General features: G+C 34.2%; 15 protein-coding genes. All 15 read right to left on the bottom strand.

The genetic code is table 11. The features are described 5' to 3' along the window. Positions 1-367: 367 nt before the first annotated feature. The gene (locus MWH25_RS09715; protein ID WP_248627458.1) at positions 368-1,915 is read right to left on the bottom strand and encodes a methyl-accepting chemotaxis protein; all 1,548 of its coding nucleotides are present in this window, start codon (positions 1,913-1,915) and stop codon (positions 368-370) included. Positions 1,916-1,917: 2 nt separating this feature from the next. Then, positions 1,918-2,763 carry a phosphate ABC transporter substrate-binding protein gene (locus MWH25_RS09710; RefSeq protein ID WP_248627457.1) on the bottom strand — a complete coding sequence of 282 codons (846 nt, stop codon included), beginning with the start codon at positions 2,761-2,763 and terminating at the stop codon, positions 1,918-1,920. A 286-nt stretch (positions 2,764-3,049) separates the two neighbouring features. After that, complete coding sequence (rbr, locus tag MWH25_RS09705) at positions 3,050-3,586, bottom strand: rubrerythrin (RefSeq protein WP_248627456.1); 537 nt, start codon at positions 3,584-3,586, stop codon at positions 3,050-3,052. Between the two features lie 43 nt (positions 3,587-3,629). Then, the gene (locus tag MWH25_RS12950) at positions 3,630-3,752 is read right to left on the bottom strand and encodes a hypothetical protein (protein ID WP_282706941.1); all 123 of its coding nucleotides are present in this window, start codon (positions 3,750-3,752) and stop codon (positions 3,630-3,632) included. A gap of 526 nt (positions 3,753-4,278) precedes the next feature. Next, positions 4,279-6,165: an SLC13 family permease gene (locus MWH25_RS09700; RefSeq protein WP_248627455.1), complete on the bottom strand. Its 1,887-nt coding sequence runs from the start codon at positions 6,163-6,165 to the stop codon at positions 4,279-4,281. 793 nt (positions 6,166-6,958) lie between these two features. Further along, positions 6,959-7,543 carry an OmpH/Skp family outer membrane protein gene (locus MWH25_RS09695; RefSeq protein ID WP_248627454.1) on the bottom strand — a complete coding sequence of 195 codons (585 nt, stop codon included), beginning with the start codon at positions 7,541-7,543 and terminating at the stop codon, positions 6,959-6,961. Between the two features lie 434 nt (positions 7,544-7,977). Beyond that, entirely contained in the window at positions 7,978-8,790 is an 813-nt protein-coding gene (locus MWH25_RS09690) for a PHP domain-containing protein (protein ID WP_248627453.1), read from the bottom strand. Positions 8,791-8,910: 120 nt separating this feature from the next. Further along, positions 8,911-10,068 carry a M20 family metallopeptidase gene (locus tag MWH25_RS09685; RefSeq protein WP_248627452.1) on the bottom strand — a complete coding sequence of 386 codons (1,158 nt, stop codon included), beginning with the start codon at positions 10,066-10,068 and terminating at the stop codon, positions 8,911-8,913. A gap of 236 nt (positions 10,069-10,304) precedes the next feature. Beyond that, positions 10,305-13,451, bottom strand: coding sequence for an SNF2-related protein (locus MWH25_RS09680; RefSeq protein ID WP_248627451.1), 3,147 nt, complete (start codon positions 13,449-13,451; stop codon positions 10,305-10,307). Between the two features lie 136 nt (positions 13,452-13,587). Beyond that, positions 13,588-14,004, bottom strand: coding sequence for a type VII toxin-antitoxin system HepT family RNase toxin (hepT, locus tag MWH25_RS09675; protein WP_248627450.1), 417 nt, complete (start codon positions 14,002-14,004; stop codon positions 13,588-13,590). Continuing rightward, positions 13,997-14,401, bottom strand: coding sequence for a type VII toxin-antitoxin system MntA family adenylyltransferase antitoxin (gene mntA, locus MWH25_RS09670; protein ID WP_248627449.1), 405 nt, complete (start codon positions 14,399-14,401; stop codon positions 13,997-13,999). Before mntA ends, hepT begins: the two co-directional genes overlap by 8 nt. Before the next feature lie 368 nt (positions 14,402-14,769). Further along, a complete protein-coding gene (locus tag MWH25_RS09665) occupies positions 14,770-16,554 on the bottom strand; it encodes a methyl-accepting chemotaxis protein (RefSeq protein WP_248627448.1) in 1,785 nt (594 codons plus the stop codon). Between the two features lie 159 nt (positions 16,555-16,713). Next, positions 16,714-17,262: an energy-coupled thiamine transporter ThiT gene (gene thiT / locus MWH25_RS09660; protein ID WP_248627447.1), complete on the bottom strand. Its 549-nt coding sequence runs from the start codon at positions 17,260-17,262 to the stop codon at positions 16,714-16,716. 701 nt (positions 17,263-17,963) lie between these two features. Further along, a complete protein-coding gene (locus tag MWH25_RS09655; protein WP_248627446.1) occupies positions 17,964-18,725 on the bottom strand; it encodes a hypothetical protein in 762 nt (253 codons plus the stop codon). Beyond that, entirely contained in the window at positions 18,712-19,866 is a 1,155-nt protein-coding gene (locus tag MWH25_RS09650) for an AAA family ATPase (RefSeq protein WP_248627445.1), read from the bottom strand. Before MWH25_RS09650 ends, MWH25_RS09655 begins: the two co-directional genes overlap by 14 nt. Between the last annotated feature and the right edge of the window lie 316 nt (positions 19,867-20,182).

The raw sequence follows: 20,182 nt of genomic DNA, 5'->3' as shown, positions 1-20,182 counted from the left end.
TAAAATTACTGCTCATCTAGTGATTACATTCCCCTCACAGTCTAAACTTCAAGACTGTTCGTGAGCGGTTGATAATTTCTACTCCTTAATCGTCAACTTCTGCACCGCTCTACTGTAAGTTTCATCATATAATTCTCCCCTTTTCAATTAATTTGAATTATATTCTATTTATTCCTAATAATTGTTCCAGGTATATATTATAACATAAAAATTAGGTTTTGTGAAAAAAATCTCAGAATTGTCATCAGACCCGTTTTCTTAGTCTTCTTGATCGAAAGGGCCAACTCCTGCTTGTAGTTGCTGGTAACTTGTGACTTGTGACTTGTGACTAATTACTAATTACTAGTTACTAATTACCAATCACTAATCAAACATTAAAGTCTTCTACTATAGACTGTAACTTCTGGGCTATTTCAGTTAACTCTTGGGCTGATCTGGTTATTTCATCAGACATACTTGTTATATCTTCTGAAGCTATTACAACTTGATTACTATTTTGGGCCAACTCAGTGCTAGCATTAGCTGTCTGTTCCGTCTGAGCTGATGTCTCTTCGACATATTCTAAGATCTCTGCAAAGGCCTTTCCTGTCTTTTTAGCAACATCCCTTCCTTGCTCAGACTTAGTCTTTACATCTTGAATAGCTTCTAGTCCAAGCTGTGATCTTCTTTGAGTCTCTGTAATTAATTGAGTAATATTATCTGTTGCACTGGCAGTCTCTTCTGCTAACTGTCTAATCTCTTCTGCTACTACTGCAAATCCTTGACCACCACTGGAGTTCTCGCCAGAAGCCCTTGCTGCTTCAATAGATGCATTTAAGGCTAAAAGGCTGGTTTGATCGGCTATCTTAGTAATTAACTCAACTATTTGACCAATTTCTTCAGTATTATCATTTAAATCATTAATTACTTCTACTGTCTGCTGGACAGATTGATTGATCTCTTCAATACTACTCAAGGTTTGCTCAATATTTTGACTACCAACCTCTACCTGTTGATTGGCCTCTTGAGAAAAACTGGCTACCTCTTCTGTACTGGCTGATATCTGCTCAATACTAGCTGATATATTCTCAATCAAAGAATTTGTAGTCTCAATAGTTGCATTACCTTCTTGGGCAGAAGCAGATAGCTGCTGACTATAAGCTGATAAATCTTCTACTGTATCTAAAATATTGGTCTTAATAAATTTAATCTCTGCTTGTAACTTCTCCTTCATGCTATTAAGTGCTACATTTAAGTTCCCAATCTCATCTTCTGACTTCTTATCTAAAGGCTCTATATCCAGATTTCCATCTGCAATCTCTGTAGCAAATTCTACAGATTCTCTTATCTGTCTGATGATAAATTTAGGAATTATCAAAAATAGCAATAATAAAGAAAGAATAATAAATACAATTACAGCTAATACCATAAAGTAATTAATTCTTTCGATAGCAGTATTATACTCTTGTTCTAAATCAGAAGTGATTAGATTTAAGTTATCTTCTATCTGATAGTAGGCTTGATTGGAAATCTGATCTATCTGCTCTAAGTACTGCTCCCCATCCTCTCTATTCTCCAAAAAGAGGGCATAAATTGAGGACAATTCAGCATAAAACTCTGTATAATCATCCCTAATTGTCTCAGTTAACTTAGGATAATCACCTTCTAATCTCTCTAATAGATCATAGACCTGTAATGAAGTTTGTGCTGTTTGTATTGAGTAGCTTTGATCATCAGTCATAATTCCATTCTGTAAAGAGATTATAATCTCTTTGATCTTGATCTTTAAGTCAGCTTCTAAGCTGGCTACTTCTTCCTTTCTTTCTTCTATATCTTCAAAATGATGATTGAGATAATAATAATTGACCCCAAAGACCAAAATTGCAAGCAAGGTAATTATAATTACAGGTAGACCTATCTTACTTCTTAATTTCATTTTCATTCCTCCTCAGCAAAGATAAATCCTTCATCTTCAATTATCTCTCTTCCTATATCTGACATAAGAAACTCTATAAAGTCGGCTATCTCATCCGTCTTTGTCTGATAAACAAGATTCAACTCTCTAATTATTGGATAATCACCTCTAACTATATTCCTCTCAGTATAATCAACTCCATCTAAAGGCAATATCTTAATTGGTGCTCCTTGTTGTTGTAAGACTGATGCAGTTCCTAAAGAGACATAACCAATTGAGTTAGGGATACCGCCAACAACTGTAATCATCTCTAAATTAGAGCCTATTTCATGGGCTTGCTCCGAGATTCTTTGGCTAGCAGATGCTCCTTTCCTACTAGGACTCTCTAAATCTGTATAGCCTTCAAAGAGATCTAAAGTACTTCTTCCAGTCATTTTAGAGATTAAGACTATATCCCTACTCTCTAATCCAAACTCTGCCCAGTCTGTTATTCTTTCTGTATAGATATCAATCAGTTGCTGCTTATTAATTTCTTCAATCCCATTCTGACTATTGATAATTACAGCCAAGGCATCCAAACCGATTGTTATGTACTCTACCTCTTCTTTTTCTTCTTCAGTCAATGAACGAGAGACTGCTCCGATATCAGATTCGCCTGAAGTTGTATTATCTACTCCTAAACTACTTCCTCCCCCTTGGACTATAATCTCAAACCCATGCTCTTTTTGATAAAGTTGAGCAACTTCTTCTAAAATTGGTTGAATTGTACTTGCTCCCGAGACCCTTAATTCAGCGGCATAACCAACTTGGCTTGTCAGAGAAAATAATAATAGAAAAACGGTTAATATGGTTATTCTTTTTAAACTCATCATTCTCCTCCTTTGACTTTTTTAGTGCTCTTAGCGAAATTAAAGCCTATTATTACAATGCTTCGCGGATAACTAAATTTCTCTGCACCCCCGTCTTAGTGTACAATTGACAATGTACAGTTGACAATTAAATTCAAAACCACACAATCAAAATACTAAAAAGTCAATATCTAGGGGCTAAAAACTGACTACTTCTTTGGCTTTCTAATCTTTTCTTTTAGCTGAGAAGACTCTTTTTTTAACTTAAGAATAAAGCGGACCAATTATTGGCCCGCTTAGAGTAAGTTTAATAATTTTCAGCTTCTAGCTCAAAAAAGGATTTTGGATGGACACAGACTGGGCATACTTCAGGTGCCTGTTCAGTTTCTGCAATATGACCACAGTTTCTACACTCCCACTTTACTTCTTCACCTTTTTCAAATACAGTACCTTCTTCAACACTCTCCAATAGCTTCTTATAACGCTTTTCATGCTCTTTTTCAATTTTAGCAATACCTTCAAACATCTTAGCAATCTTATCAAAACCTTCTTCTCTTGCTTCCTCAGCCATTCGAGGATACATATCAGTCCACTCATCATTTTCACCCTCAGCAGCAGCTTTTAAGTTTTCAGCTGTATCACCAATACCTGCTAACTGCTTAAGATGGAGCTTAGCGTGAGCCATCTCATTATGAGCAGTCTTTGAAAACAACTCAGCAATCTGGTTATATCCTTCCTTCTTAGCTACAGAAGCAAAGTAAGTATACATATTTCTTGCCTGTGATTCACCTGCAAATGCCTCCCATAAATTCTTTTCAGTCTTAGTACCTTTTAATTCACTCATTTTTATTCCTCCTCATTAGTTATAATTCCTCTTTTTATTGATTTCAAACCCATAATCCATGCAAATTACAAAACCCTCTAACTGCCACTACATCCTCTTTAAGAAGATTAAATGCTGCTACAAGGGTACAGTCTTGACACTTATAGACTTCTCTAATTTCAATCACAATACCCTCCCCTTTTACAAAATTATACTCTCTCAGCTAAATTTAAGTCTATCACTACAGTGCTTTGCAGATAACTAAGTTTCCCTGCACCCCCGTCTAATTGACAATTGACAATTGATAATTGACAATTAAAATTCAAAATCATAAAACCACAAACCCTTAGACCATCAATAGTTGCAAAGCATCCTACGACTAAATATTTTGTCTTACAATAGTTTCTTTTAGCTGAGAGTATTCAAAATTAATAATCAATACTGATAATATACTACATTTTACTAGAAAATTCAATCTCAATTTCAAAAAATAGTTTTAAATTCCTGCCTTTTCTATCCATCATTTCTTAATCAGTAATAATTACTATTATTAGTATAGTATATTTCCTTATAAAATGCAAGTCTATTTAATATGTAAAAATATTATGAAAATTAAAAAAATAACCATGAATCTTAAGCTAAACTTTAAATAAAATTATGATAGCATTGATATTTAGCAGCACTTTGCCGCTAAATATCAATGCACAGCTAAATTAAATACCCCAAAACAAGAAAATAAAGATAGGAACTACAATAGATAATAGTAGCTGTAATGGGGCTCCTACTAGTATAAAATCACGAAATTTATACCCTCCAGGGCCATAAACCATTAAATTTGTCTGATAGCCTACAGGGGTTAAAAAAGAAGCACTAGCAGCAAATGTTACTGCTAAAATGAATGCAAATGGATTTGCTCCTAACTGATTAGCTGCTCCTACTGCTACGGGAATCATTAAGACTACACTGGCATTATTACTAATAACGCTAGTCAATATTGCAGTAAATAAATAAAAGACCCCTAGGATTATAATCAAAGGAAAGGAACCTGTAAGTTTTATCAATTGGGAAGCCATATACTGAGCTGTCCCAGTCTCTTCAATAGCTACCCCTAAAGGAATCAATCCTGCTAATAAAAAGATGACTTCCCAATCTATTATGTCATAAACTTCATTAGACTTTACAGTATTAGTTAATACCATAGCTATTATTCCACCTAGAGCAGCAATTGAAATCGGCATTATATTCAATGCAGCCAACCCAATTACAGATCCTACAATCCCTAAAGAAGTAACGATTTTAGTAGGCTGATAATCAAAATTTTTCAATTCTACTTCTCCAACAATGAAGTTGTTATTATCTTTTAATCGCTCCAATGTTTTTTCAGTAACCAACAAAAGTAATACATCACCAGGTGAAAAAGTAAACTCCTTTAAATTTCTATGTTCTAGCCCTTCTCCATGCCTAATTCCAATTAAGCTGGCATCATAACGTTCAAGAAAATTAACCTCTTTAACATTTTGCTCTGCTAAAAAAGAATGATCGGGCACAACTACTTCTATAACTTCTTGTCCTTTATCTAGAGATTCCAATTCTTGTTGAGTAATTTGAGAGTCTGATAAGATCTCTATACCTTTTTCCTTGATAAAATCCAGTAAAGTCTCCTTATCAGCTTTAATAATCAAGCGGTCGCCATTACGAATTGTCTTAATATCTAATGGCTTCATAAACTCTTCTCCCCCGCGGATTAGGCGTAAAATATCTAAATCCTTCTTTATATGCTTTACAAGTTCTCCTATATTTTGACCAAGCAATGAAGAATTATCTTTAATTTCAACTTTAGTCAAAAAATCTTTCATCTCATATTCTTTAACTAAATCATTCTCATAGATAATTCGAGCTGGAATCAAATGATAACCTATTGTAATTAAATAAAATAATCCTACTGCAAATACTACTATTCCTAATTTAGTAAATTCAAACATACTAAAGGGATGACCAATCAACCGAGCACATATATCACTGGCCAAAATATTAGTAGACGTCCCCAAAAGAGTCATAGTACCTCCAAACATAGATGCATAAGACAAAGGGATTAACAGCTTTGATGGTGATACCTTAGTTCTACGAGCAAGATTGGTTACCATAGGAATAAAAGCAGCTACTACAGGAGTATTGTTAATAGCACTGGCAACAACCCCGGTCAAAATAGAGATTACTCCCACTTGTGCTCTTTCATTACCTTGAGTAAGCTGTTCTATTTTACTACCAAGAAGTTGTACAATACCACTATTTTGAATTCCTTTACTCAAGACAAACATAGCCATCACAGCAATTGTAGCATTATTACTAAATCCTGATAAAGCTTGCTCAGTAGAAATCTTAGTCCACGGGCTTAAGACCACAAGAAGTACCGGAACTGATAAAGCTATCATACCGATTGGCAGTGGTTCCCAAATAAATAAAATTAAAACTAACATTATTAATGTTAGAACTATAGCTATATTGGTATTAAAAGTTACTATAGAGACCAGTTCTTCTTGATAGTCTGTCGCATTAGCTATAGTAGGCTGGCTGACAAAAGATATAATTAAAACTAACAACAAAATAAAAATTAATTTAAAACTAAAATTTAAAAATTTACTGTTATAACCAAACAGATTAACTCCCTCCTTACAAAAAATTAACGCTCTCCCTACAAGTCTTCTTAGACTTTCCGTAATAAAAACCATTTGCTAAATTAAAGCCTGTCATTACAATACTTCGCAGACAACTAAATTTCTCTACACCCCCGTCTTAGTGTACAATTTACAATGTACAATTGACAATTAGAATTCAAATTCACACAATCAACACACTAAAACCCTCAATATCTGCAAAGTATCCTGAGACTAGATGTTCACTCTTCTAATATTTCCTTTTAGCTAAGAGTACTCAAAATTGCTATTAAAATCTGCATTCCAACTTAATTCAACCCAGCTCACCCTTAATTATTATTCTTAACCTTGTTTTATTATGTTTATAGCAAACAATCCCTACTAAAACTATATGTTTTAAATACTTTAGGGTTTGATTATAACAGACTATTATTCATATTACAAATTATTGATATAAAGTGGCACTTTGCCACTTTATATCAGTGTACAGTTTACAGTTGACGGTTGACAGTTAAAGACCTTAAAATCAAAACCACTCTAAACCTATAATTTTAAGTCTTTTCATGGGTTTTAAGATCTTAATATTTTGATCTTAACTGTAAACTGTAAACCGTAAACTGTCAATTCAATTATGTGTCACAAAGTGCCACAATATTGTAATTAAGCTATAATTTCTAATCACAAACAAAAAAACACCCCTCTATCTTACGATAGAAGAGTGCTTTCTAGGAGGTTGAGCTTAGTATGTTTTCAAACGATCTATTATATTTTCAGTAATATCCTGGGTTCCTGCAACGACCCCTTCTTCAGTAATGATTATTTCTAATCCTAACTCTTCTCTAACTTCAGTTAAGATAGGGTCGATAGTTGCTTCTAACTTCTCTTCTTGCTCTTGTTGCAAAGCAAAAATTTCTTGTTGTACCTCTTGTTGTAACTGTTGAGCTTTTTCTTGCTCATCTTCACCTAACTCTGACACCTGTTGGTAAAACTCTTCTTCTAATGCCTCTATTTCTGCTTGCATTTCCAACTCTATTTCTTCTATCTGCGGATATGCTTCATAAATCCGGGCCAAATCTAGATAACCGATCAGCCCCAACTCACCTGTTGGTTCAAAATCTGAATCATCATCTACTTCTTCCTCTTGCTCTATTACTTCAGTCTCGTCTGCCAAATCTTGATCCTCGATTGATTCCTCTTCCACAATCTGTTCTTGCAGATCCTCTTCACTGAGATCAACATCTTCACCATCTTTACAACCTACTACCACCAATCCAACGACAATAACTAGTACGACTAGAAGAAGCTTGTTGTTAAATTTAATCATTTAGCAATTCCCCCTACAATTAATTAATCATCTCAGTTAGATTCAATCCTACTATAACTACTCATTATTCAATAATAGTTTAAATTATAATTGTGATGGTTTTGTGAGAAGAAATTGATTTAAAGCGTAACTTTATTTAATTGATATATAGTGGCACTTTGCCACTATATATCAGTGTACAGTTTACAGTTGATATGGTTTCTATGGTTTTCACGAAAGGTCTTGACAAAGACCTGTAGGGACGGTTGACAGTTAAAACCATTAAAAACTTAAATCAAAATCACTCTAAACCTGCGAACATAAGACATTTCAGAGGTCTTAATTTTTTTAAGATTTTGATCTTAACTGTAAACTGTTCACTGTACACTGTCAACTCAATATTGTGGCACTAAAAGTGCCACAATATTGTAATACAGCTTCAGTTTATAGCTTAACTATCTCTTTAAAGGAGACAATAATTCAACCGATATATCCAACGTGCCTAGTAACCACTTCCCGTCAGCTGTTGGCCCGTGACAATCAGAACCACCAGTAATAATTAAATCCTCTTTAGTTGCTAAGCGCAGATAATAACTGAGCTGTTCTGGACTATGCTGAGGATAATAAGCTTCTATTCCTGATAAATTAGATAACTGCACTAACTCTTCAACAATCTCCACCTCAGAGATAACCCCTGGATGGGCCAACACCGCCACCCCACCTGCTGTAGTGATCAACTCAATTGCTTCCTCTGGCTGAAGCTGATACTTATCTACATAAGCTGGCCCGCCATCTGCTAGATATTGATCAAAAGCCTCTTGTTTGGTGGCTACATGCCCCTGATCAACCAACAGCTGGGCCAAGTGTGGTCGACCGATCCCTTCTTCCCCAGCTAACTGTTGTAACTTCTGATAATCAACTTCGATCCCTAAATTAGCAAGTTTGCTAATCATCTCCTTGGCCCGACTTTTGCGGGCAGTCTGGAGCTTCTCTAAAATCTCTAATAAAGCTTCATTTTCTCGATCAATATAATAACCTAAGATATCAACCCGTTCATCCTTATAATAGGTCGTCAACTCTATCCCTGGGATTACTTCTACTCCTAGCTTCGCTCCTGTTTGTAAAGCTTCCTCAATTCCACTGATACTATCATGATCAGTGATCGCAATTGCAGCTAAACTCTTTTCTTTAGCTGCTGCAACCAATTCTTTAGGCGTTAAGGTGCCATCTGATGCTGTCGTATGTAGGTGTAAGTCTATTTTTTTCATTTTTTCTCCCCCCCTCGTTAAAAGCATTTAATATTTAATACTGAATATTGAATAATTAAAAGTCAACTATATTGATATAAAGCGTAACTTCAATTTACAATATACAAAATTGACAATTGATTAATTAGATTGCAAAAAATTTAGTGCATACTGGGCATAGAGTGTAGCACCAATCTCCAATGCCTCTTCATTAATATTAAACCGTTGATGATGATGAGGGTAAGCATCTTCTGGTTTAGCACCTACAAAAGCTAAAACACCAGGGGCATGGGCCAAATACTTAGCAAAGTCTTCCCCACCAGTTACCTTCTCCATCTCGACCAAAGCATCTTGATCCAAGATCTCTATTACAACTTCACCTGCTAACTCAGCTGCTGCTGGATCATTGATGACAGGTGGAGTACCATAGGTATAGTCAACTTCAGCTTGAGCTCGATAGCTTGCTGCAGTCGATTGAGCAATCCGTTCAATTATCTCAGGAAATTCCTTTCTAATCTCTTTATTAAAGGCTCTCGTAGTACCCTCAAGTACTGCTTTATTAGAGAGTACATTGAACCTTGTCCCTGAGGTCAGTTTACCTACACTAACTACTGCTGACTCTAGAGGGGTTATCTCACGACTGACAATCGATTGTAGATCCATTACTATAGCAGAAGCTACTACTGTGGCATCTACACCCTGATGAGGTAGAGAACCATGTCCTCCTTTACCCGTAACTGTAATCTCAAATAGATCGGCTGAAGCCATCCTTGGCCCTGCTTCAACAGAGATCGAGCCACAATCAAGATCGGCCCAGAGATGAATCCCAAAGACATTATCGACATCATCCATAGCTCCTGTTTCGAGTAGCTTCTCAGCCCCTTGAACCACTTCTTCCGCCGGTTGGAAGAATAATTTTACGGTTCCAGTTAAATCCTCTTTGACTTCATTTAATGCCCGAGCAGCTCCCAATAACATAGCAGTATGACCATCATGACCACAGGCATGCATTACGCCCTCATACTTCGATTTATAAGAAATATCAGTGGCTTCATCAATCTCTAAGGCATCTATATCTGCCCTTAAGGCTACTACTCGCTCATTATTTTGTCCTTTAATCGTTGCTACTACTCCTGTCTCTGCAACCACTTGGTACGGAATTCCTAATTGGTCCAACTCTTCTTGAATCCGTTGACTGGTCTTCTTTTCATTCCAACTGGTCTCAGGATACATATGAAAATCACGCCTTAAATCGACTATATAATCTCGATATTGAGTAATTAATTTTTTAATCTTCATCTGTCAGCTCCTCTCTCTTAAATGCTTAGTATCAGCAAAGACTTGCGAGGCGTATAATTGAAACTGTAAAAAACAATCTACTTTTTTAGCAATCTCAAGGTGAGGTAAGATTTAGATATTTCTCTTAATTCTTGTAATTTAGCTTCTTCCAAACCCATTCCATCCAATACCCCCTTGTTATAGAATGGTGATATAAAGTGGCACTTTGCCACTAAATATCACTGTACACTGTCAACTCAATTATACTCCAACAGCTCTTGAATATCCTCCCAACTAATACTCTGCACTGGACTACTATTCTTCTCAATTACACTCTCAAAGATATCCTGCTTTCTTTGTTGGAGCTTTAACATCTTCTCCTCAACCGTTCCAGTTGTGATTAATTTATAGACAGTTACCTGCTCAGTTTGACCAATCCTATGGGTTCGATCTGTAGCCTGCCGTTCGACCATCGGATTCCACCAGGGATCAACATGAATTACGATATTAGCAGAGGTTAAATTCAAACCAGTTCCTCCTGCCTTTAAGCTGATTAAAAAGACCTTTAATTGATCATCATTATTAAATTTCTCAACCCGTTCCATTCTATTTCTAGTACTACCATCCAAATAGGTGAAAGGTATTTCTTGTCTTTCAAACTCCTGTCTGATTATCTTCAGCATCTTCACAAATTGGCTGAAGACAACTATCTTATGCCCTCCAGCAATGGCAGTTTGGACTATTTCTAATAATGCATCTAACTTAGCAGAGCTTAATTGCTGCTCACTCTCTTCTAGGATCAAGCGAGGATGATTACAGATCTGGCGTAGCTTGGTCAAAGCAGCTAAGATATTAATCCGTGATCTATTAAATCCCCGCTCTTCAATCTGGGCTGTTAAATCGGTCTTGACCTGCTCTAAGATCATCCGATAGCTATCCTCTTGCACCTTAGTCATCTCGACTGGATGGATATTGATCAACTTATCTGGCAAGTCAGCTAAGACCTCTTCTTTCCTTCTCCTGAGGATAAAAGGAGCAATCCTATTCTTTAATTCTACAAGCTTTGCCTCATCTTGATCCTTAGTAATTGGATTGAGATAATTCTTTCTAAATTGACTATAGTTATCTAAATACCCTGGCATGATAAAATCAAAGATAGACCATAGCTCTTCTAAGGAATTCTCTAAAGGAGTCCCTGTCAAAGCCAACCTATACTCTGCTTTAATCTCTTTGACACCTTTGGCCCGTTTGGTAGTTCTATTTTTGATATAGTGGGCCTCATCTAAGATAAGCTGGGAGAATTTAAAGTCCTCTAACTCTAAATAATCACGGCTGATGATCGAATAAGAGGTAATTATTAACTGATACTTACTAAAATCTTTTCGCATCTCTGCCCGCTCTTGGGGAGTACCATAATAGACCAAGTAATCAAGATCTGAAAAGAACTTATCGACCTCAACTCCCCAATTATAGATTAAAGTTCGTGGACAGATAATTAAAGCAGGTTGGTTATCTTCCATACTCTTAAGCAGGGTCAGAGTCTGTAAGCTCTTACCTAAACCCATATCATCTGCTAAAATCCCACCGAAATGATATTTGGCTAAGAATTTCAACCAATAATAGCCCTGCTTTTGATAATCCCGTAAGGTATCTTCAACCTCTGTCGGAATCTCCACCTCCTGAACTAAGTTATCCTGGGTAATATCCCGATTCAACTGATCATAAACCTGATTACCTGTAAAGCTAATCCCTGCTTCTTGAACTAGATTACGATAGTATAAGAGTTGATAGTAGTTGCTCCGATAGCTACCATCTTCCTGTTTGTCAGCTTGAGCAATCATCTGCTCGACCTGCTGTTGGTTATCTTCTTCGATCAGATAATACTTATTATCTAATTGCAGATAACCCTCGCCCTGTTGATTATACTTTAACAGCTCCTCTAACTCTGCTTTAGTATAGCTTTCTCCACCGATATTGTATGTAATATTAAACTCAAACCAATTAATATTATCATCATCTTCTTCAACAAATTCAATTACTGGTTCAAGCTGATAAGGGATCACCTCTAACTCTTCAAAGGTAGGAGTGGTCTCTACCTCCCACTCTTTAGCTAAATCAACTACTCCCTCACTAATAAATCTTTGTTGGTTAGTCTGATCTTTAATACTGAAGCAATCAGGTTGGAGATGAAACTCATACTCCTCTAGAAAGTTCAAAAACTGCTTAATCTTTGTTGTATTCCACGCTGACCAGACTTTAGGATCTTGCTGATCTTGCTGATAATGCTTAGCATCATAATCAAACCCTATAATGTCGGTATTTTGATAAACCTCTTGATCAATCTTGACCTCTGAGTAGCAGATGATAGTCTGCTCTTGATAATCAAGCTTCAAGCTTATCTGTGGCTCTTTCTCAATCAATTCGTAACCCTCTAGATTTTGAGCAACCTCTAAATTTAAATTCTGCTGCAATGAAGGTAAAATCTCAAAGATAAACTGCCCTTGCTTCTCTTCAGGGATCGGTATCTGAGCAGGTACATCATTGATAGTTTCCATCTCTACAGGATGTACTTTAGCCTCTTGAACCGTCCAACTGATTCCATTACCTTGATAAGTCAGATAGTTACTGTCCTTAATCTTAATCTTAACTTTGCTTAGATCTCCAGTCATGATTAGCTTGGGATATAATAATTGACCTACCTCAGCTAGTTGATCACTTTCTGCTAGATAGACTTGACTATCTTCTATCAAGCCCAATAAAAAATTAAAGTTGGCCTCATCTTTAGGGAAGAGAAGTGCCCCCTCAGTCTGACTGCCTTTTGTTTCAACTTGAGCTAGATAGTTGATCTGTGCTAAGTCTTTGGTTGTTAGTCTATCTTTAAAAGAGTCTAAAGTTGAATAGTAAGGGTCTTGAATATAAGAGATAATACTTTCTAATTCAGCGACTCCTAATTCTTCAGACTGTAAAACTAACTTAAAATTAACCATTGAGCTGGTCAGTAAGCCCTTGACTACAAATTGTAGAGATGCTGTCTCTTTAGTTCTGACCTTCTGGCTCAAGCCTACTAGTTTGTCATAGTAAACCTCTGTTAAGCGATCAAAATCAAGAGTAGGATAATCTTCTTCTAAAAATTTATATAAAACTGCTATTTCGTGCTTACAGATTGGCCCCCAATCATAGGGACAGTTGCATTGGCCCTCTGGATAAACCTTCTTGTTTTTTAAGTTAATCTCTATATTGACCTGATAGATTTTAGTGCCTGATACCTCTGCTTTAATTTTTAATTGCTGATCACTTATAATCTGATAATCATAGTCTCTAATCCTACCGGCTTGATAATAATTTTTCCCTCTATTATAGATTTTAGTTGAAACATTTCTTCTAAGCTGTTTCAGTACTGACATCCATTACACCCTTTCTTTTTAAACCCATTAAGATCATTATATCTTATTTGAGGGTTTCTTAAAAGAAAAAATCATCTTCCCTTTCAAAAAGCACTCTACCTTTTTTAGCAACTTCAAATTTCAAAGCTGACCTCTTTTATAAAAAACATGCAAACTCTTTGAGTATATCTACCAAGTCTTCAAGATTATCATTAACAACAGAATGAACAATGTCTAAATCTACTTCCATATAATCGTGAACTAAAACATTCCTGAAGCCAACTATCTTGATAAATATATCCTTTAAATCTTGATCTAGGTAATTATTCTGGTAAAGAATCTTTGGGATGTCGCTATAAGCTTCAACTCTTCCTAAGCCCTGATCAGCAATGAGATGATTTCCGATGTCTATTAATGCTTCAATTGTTAAGTGCAGAAATCTCTCTGTACTGCCATAGACCATTGGATTGCTTTTAAATTCTTCTAAACTATAATCCTGCTTTATTTCACGCAAGAAATCTAAATACTCATTAACCTTACTGACTCTTTTTTGAATTATCTCTCGCTTAACCATTGATTATCTGCTCCTTTAGATATTCTCGTTGTACTTTAAGAAATGGCTTGAAATCAAGATATCTTCTGACACTCAAAGAAAAGTAACTATTTGGATCAAAATCATCTCTGTTATAAATTATTTGATTATGTTTAACGACTTCATAACTAGTTAAGATATCAGCTTCATTTAATAAAACTAAATCTATATCACAATAACCTTTTTCAGCTAGCTTAGTTAGGATATCAAGTTTGATCTGTTTATTATAATCTTGATCTAATAAAATACCAAAGTCTAGATCACTTGAGTCATTTTCTTGATCAATTGCATAAGAGCCAAAAAGGTAAGTAGCTTTAAGGTTAGAGTAAGATTTAAATATTTCTTTTAATTCTTGTAATTTAGCTTCTTCTAAGCCCATTCTAATACCCCCTTTTTGTTATTATATCCTAAATTTGAGAAGGATAAAAGAGAGAAGTGGTTTTACTCAGCCTCAACCTTAGACTTGGACTTAGTCCTTTTTTGCTTCGTTCAAACAGAATTTCTTCCAATTAAGAGCTTAAAAAATCCTGAAATACAACAAGATCAGGCATCAAGACCTGACCTTACATACATCATATTATCCTTACTATCAAAAGTTGCAGAATATTGATATAATGTGTCAGTGTCTGTGTCTATAGTCTGTCAAAATCAAACCCTTTAACCCCTGTAGACATAGGGTTTTGAAATTTGATTTTTTACTGACACGAATTACATACACTGACACATAATTGTACAGTTTACACTTTATTAAACTTTAAATTGTTCTACTAAAACTTGGAGATCTTGAGCCATTTCTGCTAGCTCTTGTGATGATTTAGTTATTTCAGTAGAGATACTATTAATGTCTTCTGTTGCGGTATTTATTTCATCACTATATTCGACTAGATCATTAGTAGAATATGCAGTCTGTTCTATTTGAGCTGAAACTTCCTCGATAGAATTACTGATCCCTGTAAAGACATCCCCAGTCTTCTCTACAATCTCTCTTCCTTTTTTGGATTCGGCTTCAACCTCTTTTATTGCCTTTAAGCCCTTCTTAGATTGATTCTGAGTCTTATTAATCAAATCACTAATTCTCTCCGTAGCTACACCAGTCTCCTCAGCTAACTGCCTTATCTCCTCTGCTACCACCGTAAATCCACGGCCATGTTCTCCCGCTCTTGCTGCTTCAATAGAAGCATTTAAGGCTAAAAGGTTGGTCTGGTCTGCTATGTTTTTAATCAAATCTATAATTTCTCCAATTTCATCTGTATTTTTATCTAAATTCTTAATTATTTCAGTAGCTTCAAAGATAGAATTACTTATTTCTTTGATACTACTTACCGTATTATTTATATTCTTATTTCCTGCCTGTACCTCTTGATTAGCTTCATTTGAAAAACTGGCCACCTCTTCTGCACTGGCCGAAATATCTTGAATACTAGAGACCATATTTTCTGTCAAGTTATTAGTCGTCTCTATAGTAGCGTTTCCTTCTTGTGCTGATGCTGATAACTGCTGACTATACGAGGCCAAGTTCTCTGTAACATTAGAAATATTCTCTATAACAGTTCTTAAATTATTCTGTATTTTTTTAAAGGCATTCGCCAAGTCTCCTAACTCATCTTCTCTTTGTACTAAATCATCTGCAATATTAAGACTAAAATCACCATCAGCTATAACTAAAGCATAATCTTTTACCTCTTTAATCTTATTAACGAGTGGCTTAGTTACCATCAAAATTACAATACTAATTAATATAAAAGCGATCACACTTATAACAACTATTCTTTTAGTAAGAGAAGTTATCTGGGCAAACATCTCTTCATGAGGGGCAACAACTCCAAAGCTCCAAGGTGTTTCCGTTGGCCCTAGATTAACTGGAGCAAAACTTTTAAATACATTATCATCTAGTGCAACTGAGAAAGCATCATCATAAAAATGCTTCCCTTCTGCAACAACTTCTCTATAAAGCTGCTCATTCTCCCCTCTGAAATCACCTGATATATCCCATCTTCTATCTTCATTAGGATGTGCTACAACAATCCCTTTATTTGAAAGCAATCTTCCAAAACCGGTTTCGAAAATATCAAAGCTATCGATTATTCTTTGCAGCTGCTCAAAGTTTATATCAATCCCTACATTTCCAACGACTTCATTACCTTCTTTCAAAGGAACTATTAAAGAAGATATGTAGTTACCCTGATTATCCTTATAAGGTTCTGATATTCGCTTTTCTGTAAATAGATCATCTTCAGTATCTACCCAGAAATTATCAAAGAGATCATCTTCTAATATATCTTCAACTATACTTTTATCTATTCTCCCTTTTTTTATATCATCTGTTTTTGCTAATATATTTAATATGTTAAAGCCCTTCTCTATTTCATTTTCAATAATCTTTGCATACTCTCTTGACTCAGCCATTGCCAAATTAGTTGCTTCTTCTACAGCCATATTTTTAGTCGTAAATATGATTATTCCGATACTAGTAGAAAAGAATAGTAATAAAGCAGCCAATATGTAAACTAACAACTTAGTTTGAATCTTCATTTTTTCCCCTCCTTAAAATCAATATCTAACTCGCTGATATTAGTAATTATTATTATTATAGCACAAACTACCTCTTCTTACAATATATAAAAAAGAAAAAGTAGACCAAACGGCCTACTTTTAGCTTATTTCTTCTCTCTTTTCAATATCTAAGCATAATTAACCTACTCTCACTGATTCAGTAGATCTATATCTTTTAATAATAAAGCGATAATGAAGCATAATAACAACTGTGATAATTATTTCAGGTAATATATAACTTACATTATATACAAAAGAATAGATCCAGATATTCTGTCCTTGTGGAGCATAATCAGCAAAAAAGATAGCTCCAGCTAAAAAATGAGCCAAAAATCTAAGAGTTCCCCCAATTAAAGCACTACTTACAATTAACAATAAATCTTTTTTAAAGAACTTCCCAACTATTCCTCCAAGCCCTAACAGACCAAAAGCAAGAGGATAATCTAAAATCAACTGTGCCCAATGAACTACAAACCCTCCTAATAAAACTTGTAAGATACCATAGGCAACTCCCAATAAAAATCCATCTTTTGCACCCCAACGTAGAGCAATAAAGATAATAGGGAGCATCTCCAAAGAAATGGAGCCACCCTGTGGCATCTGATAGATCTTAAAAAAGTTTAGAATTACTGCTAATGCAAGTGCTAGTCCTAATTCTGCTAATCTTCTTGTCTTTAAATTATCCATTATTTTCCCCCTTGTATAATATTAGTGCTCTCCCTACAAGTCTTATTAGACTCTCCGTAATAAAAACCATTTGCTAAATTTAAGTCTATCACTACAGTGTTTTGCAGATAACTAAGTTTCATTCCGTAGTTTAATATATATTATTTATTTTGCTTGTATTATGTTAGTATTATACCACTGATTTTTGGAAGTATCAATTTTTTAAATTTACAATTCTAGCTCAAAACCAAGTTTAGGGAAAAGTTTAAAAATCAAACTTTCTTCCCTGTTACTTTTATCTTGATATAAAAGTAACCAAAAGATCAAGAAGAAATTAAAACTCACTCAGCAGTAAGATATCTGCTACCTGCTGAATTACTACTTTATTATTAAACCTTGCAAAAACTTAAATTTTACTGCTTTTTTGCTTCGTTCAAACAAAATTTCTTCCAATTAAGAACTTAAAAAACTTGAAATAGAATAAGATCAGGCATGGAGCATCATATTATCCGTACTATCAAAAGTTACAGGATATTGATATAAAATTCAACTTTATATCAGCAAACTTCAAAGGCAATTTCGAGCGGGCCAAAGAACAGCCCTGCCTCGACTAACCTTTTTTTACTGAATTTAGCTTTTCTTATTCATGTTGTTTCGTAGCTAACCTAGCATTTAAAATCACGCACTTGGGAAATATTAATTTTTTAAAAAATATCTAGCTTTTACTCAACCTCTATAATCCCTAAATAGATAAAAACAACTGATAGCAAACTCAAAACTTTATACTTAGAATTTTTTCTATAAAACTCTTCCTGTTTATTAAAAATTTCAATATTTGCTTTAGAAAAATTATCAATATCAAAATCTATCTTCTCAACTTTCAAATACTTCATTAATTCATTTGTAGCTTTTATAATTGTTTTAGAACTTAAATTATTAAGCATATAGCTATTAGCATTATTAAAGTTCTTAGCTTCAGAACCTAGTTCGAAGTTTAAAAAGTGAGCATCTTCCTTAAAACTTGAAATAATATAGCTCTCAACAGCAGGATAACTTAAAAGCAACAACCCCCCTCTTAACTCTTCATTTTCATAAGGATCTTGAAGTCCATTGACTAACTTTTCAACTAAATCTCTAGTATTTGATAAAGGGTCTCTATCAAATAAATAGAATATAGCTGCTCTATCTACAGGAAAATTATATTCACTAACAAGTATAGCAAATAGTTCATCTAAATACTCATCTTCATTAGTACCAATATAAGAGATATGTGATTCTTTAGAATTAATAACTGCTACTTTAGAAGTACTTCTCTCCTTATTTTGAAATCTTTCAAAAAAATCATCATCTCCTCTTCTTCTTTCAATATAATCATAATTTAAAATATCACAAAAAACTTTTTTCAGTAGGTTAAATTCAGTCCTGCCACCTTCAACTATGAATAAAACCCTTCCAATGCTTTTATCTTTATTAATTCTCATCATATTCCGGTAGCCCCTCAAATACTCCACTTAGATACATCTTTTCCATGTTTTGTGCCATCCTAGGTTGCTCATCTGAAAATCTCTTTACCCAACTACCTTCACCATCAGCAAAATTGACAGAATATATTTGATCAGGTCTTAGTAATGATGTTGTAGCTAAATTAGTAGAATGAGATACAAAGATTATCTGCGACAAATTTGCAGAATTCATAAAATACTTAACAAGTAACTCCTCTAATTCATTATGAAACCCACTGGAAAACTCATCAATAATAAGCATTCCATCTTCGCTAGTGAGATGTAAAATAGCAGGAAGAAAGTTTAATAAAGTTCTATTACCAAGTGATTCTTCACTATATGGTATTGGACATTCTATTCCTTTTCTTTTAAAAAAAATGGTCTTTTCTTTACCTTCAGTTAAAATCTTAAATTTATTATTTTCATCTTCATTAGAATAATTAATACTTTGATTAAAATTGCGTTTAAGAAAAAAATCATTAATCTCATCTGTTCCTTTCCTCTCTAAATAATCTAAAAGATTCAAATCATTCTTACCATATGAGATAACTTTTTTATCAAATGAATTAATATATACAGAATTCTGTAGAAATTCAAACCATGACTTTAAAGTATCATTTCCAGCAAATTTTGTATTAAAATATAAAGTCCTCAAAAAGAGTGTATCTCTATCGATATCATTTTCATCATAAACTACTCCTTCAGTTTGATTAATATAAGATTTTGCAGTCAATCCCATCCGATCCAGAGTTAGCTTTTCATTTATAGATAGTTTTTCAGAAAAGATATTTTTCGAGACATCATAAGATATAGAATATTTAATTTCATCATCAGCAATTAAAAAATAATAATCAATTGAAAAAGTCATATTATCAGAAAAAAGGCATTTAAATAATCCTGAATTAATATTTCTCTCTCTAAATAATAAATCCAATAATAACTTCATTGCCAAAATGATATTAGATTTCCCCGAAGCATTTGCTCCTAAAAATAGTGCACCTTTTAATACATCATTAGAAGCAACATTAGTATCTTCAAGAAACTTATATCTAGTTCTATATAAGTCGATTTCAGTCTTATTTTTAAATGATTTAAAATTAGTTAAAGTAATTCTAGAAAGCATATAACCACCCCTTTAATTTATTATACCATATTAGTATTATTATGTGTAACTTTTTTACGATATATTATAATGTCTCGTATTTTTTTTACTCGTGGCTTAACTATTTTCATACTTTCCAGTCACCGCTTTTAACACTTCAACTTTCTTATTTTTAAGTTTAATAGTATTATACCATTAATTTTTGGAAGTGGTAATTTCGAGCGGGCCAACGACCAACCCTTCCTCGACTAACCTTTTTTAACTGAACTTAGCTTTTACTCAGCCTCAACCTTAGACTTGGACTTAGTTCTTTTTTGCTTCGTTCAGACAAAATTTC

Source organism: Natroniella acetigena (genome assembly GCF_023227745.1).
Classification (GTDB): Bacteria; Bacillota; Halanaerobiia; order Halobacteroidales; family Halobacteroidaceae; genus Natroniella; species Natroniella acetigena.
The sequence above is the reverse complement of the archived record's forward strand: the minus strand, read 5'-3'. Positions and strand labels throughout refer to the sequence as shown.

Coding starts and splice junctions, on each gene's coding strand:
- MWH25_RS09715 (WP_248627458.1), bottom strand. CDS start 1,915: ATGAAATTAAGAAGTAAGATAGGTCTACCTGTAATTATAATTACCTTG.
- MWH25_RS09710 (WP_248627457.1), bottom strand. CDS start 2,763: ATGAGTTTAAAAAGAATAACCATATTAACCGTTTTTCTATTATTATTT.
- rbr (WP_248627456.1), bottom strand. CDS start 3,586: ATGAGTGAATTAAAAGGTACTAAGACTGAAAAGAATTTATGGGAGGCA.
- MWH25_RS09695 (WP_248627454.1), bottom strand. CDS start 7,543: ATGATTAAATTTAACAACAAGCTTCTTCTAGTCGTACTAGTTATTGTC.
- MWH25_RS09690 (WP_248627453.1), bottom strand. CDS start 8,790: ATGAAAAAAATAGACTTACACCTACATACGACAGCATCAGATGGCACC.
- MWH25_RS09685 (WP_248627452.1), bottom strand. CDS start 10,068: ATGAAGATTAAAAAATTAATTACTCAATATCGAGATTATATAGTCGAT.
- MWH25_RS09680 (WP_248627451.1), bottom strand. CDS start 13,451: ATGTCAGTACTGAAACAGCTTAGAAGAAATGTTTCAACTAAAATCTAT.
- hepT (WP_248627450.1), bottom strand. CDS start 14,004: ATGGTTAAGCGAGAGATAATTCAAAAAAGAGTCAGTAAGGTTAATGAG.
- mntA (WP_248627449.1), bottom strand. CDS start 14,401: ATGGGCTTAGAAGAAGCTAAATTACAAGAATTAAAAGAAATATTTAAA.
- MWH25_RS09665 (WP_248627448.1), bottom strand. CDS start 16,554: ATGAAGATTCAAACTAAGTTGTTAGTTTACATATTGGCTGCTTTATTA.
- thiT (WP_248627447.1), bottom strand. CDS start 17,262: ATGGATAATTTAAAGACAAGAAGATTAGCAGAATTAGGACTAGCACTT.
- MWH25_RS09655 (WP_248627446.1), bottom strand. CDS start 18,725: ATGATGAGAATTAATAAAGATAAAAGCATTGGAAGGGTTTTATTCATA.
- MWH25_RS09650 (WP_248627445.1), bottom strand. CDS start 19,866: ATGCTTTCTAGAATTACTTTAACTAATTTTAAATCATTTAAAAATAAG.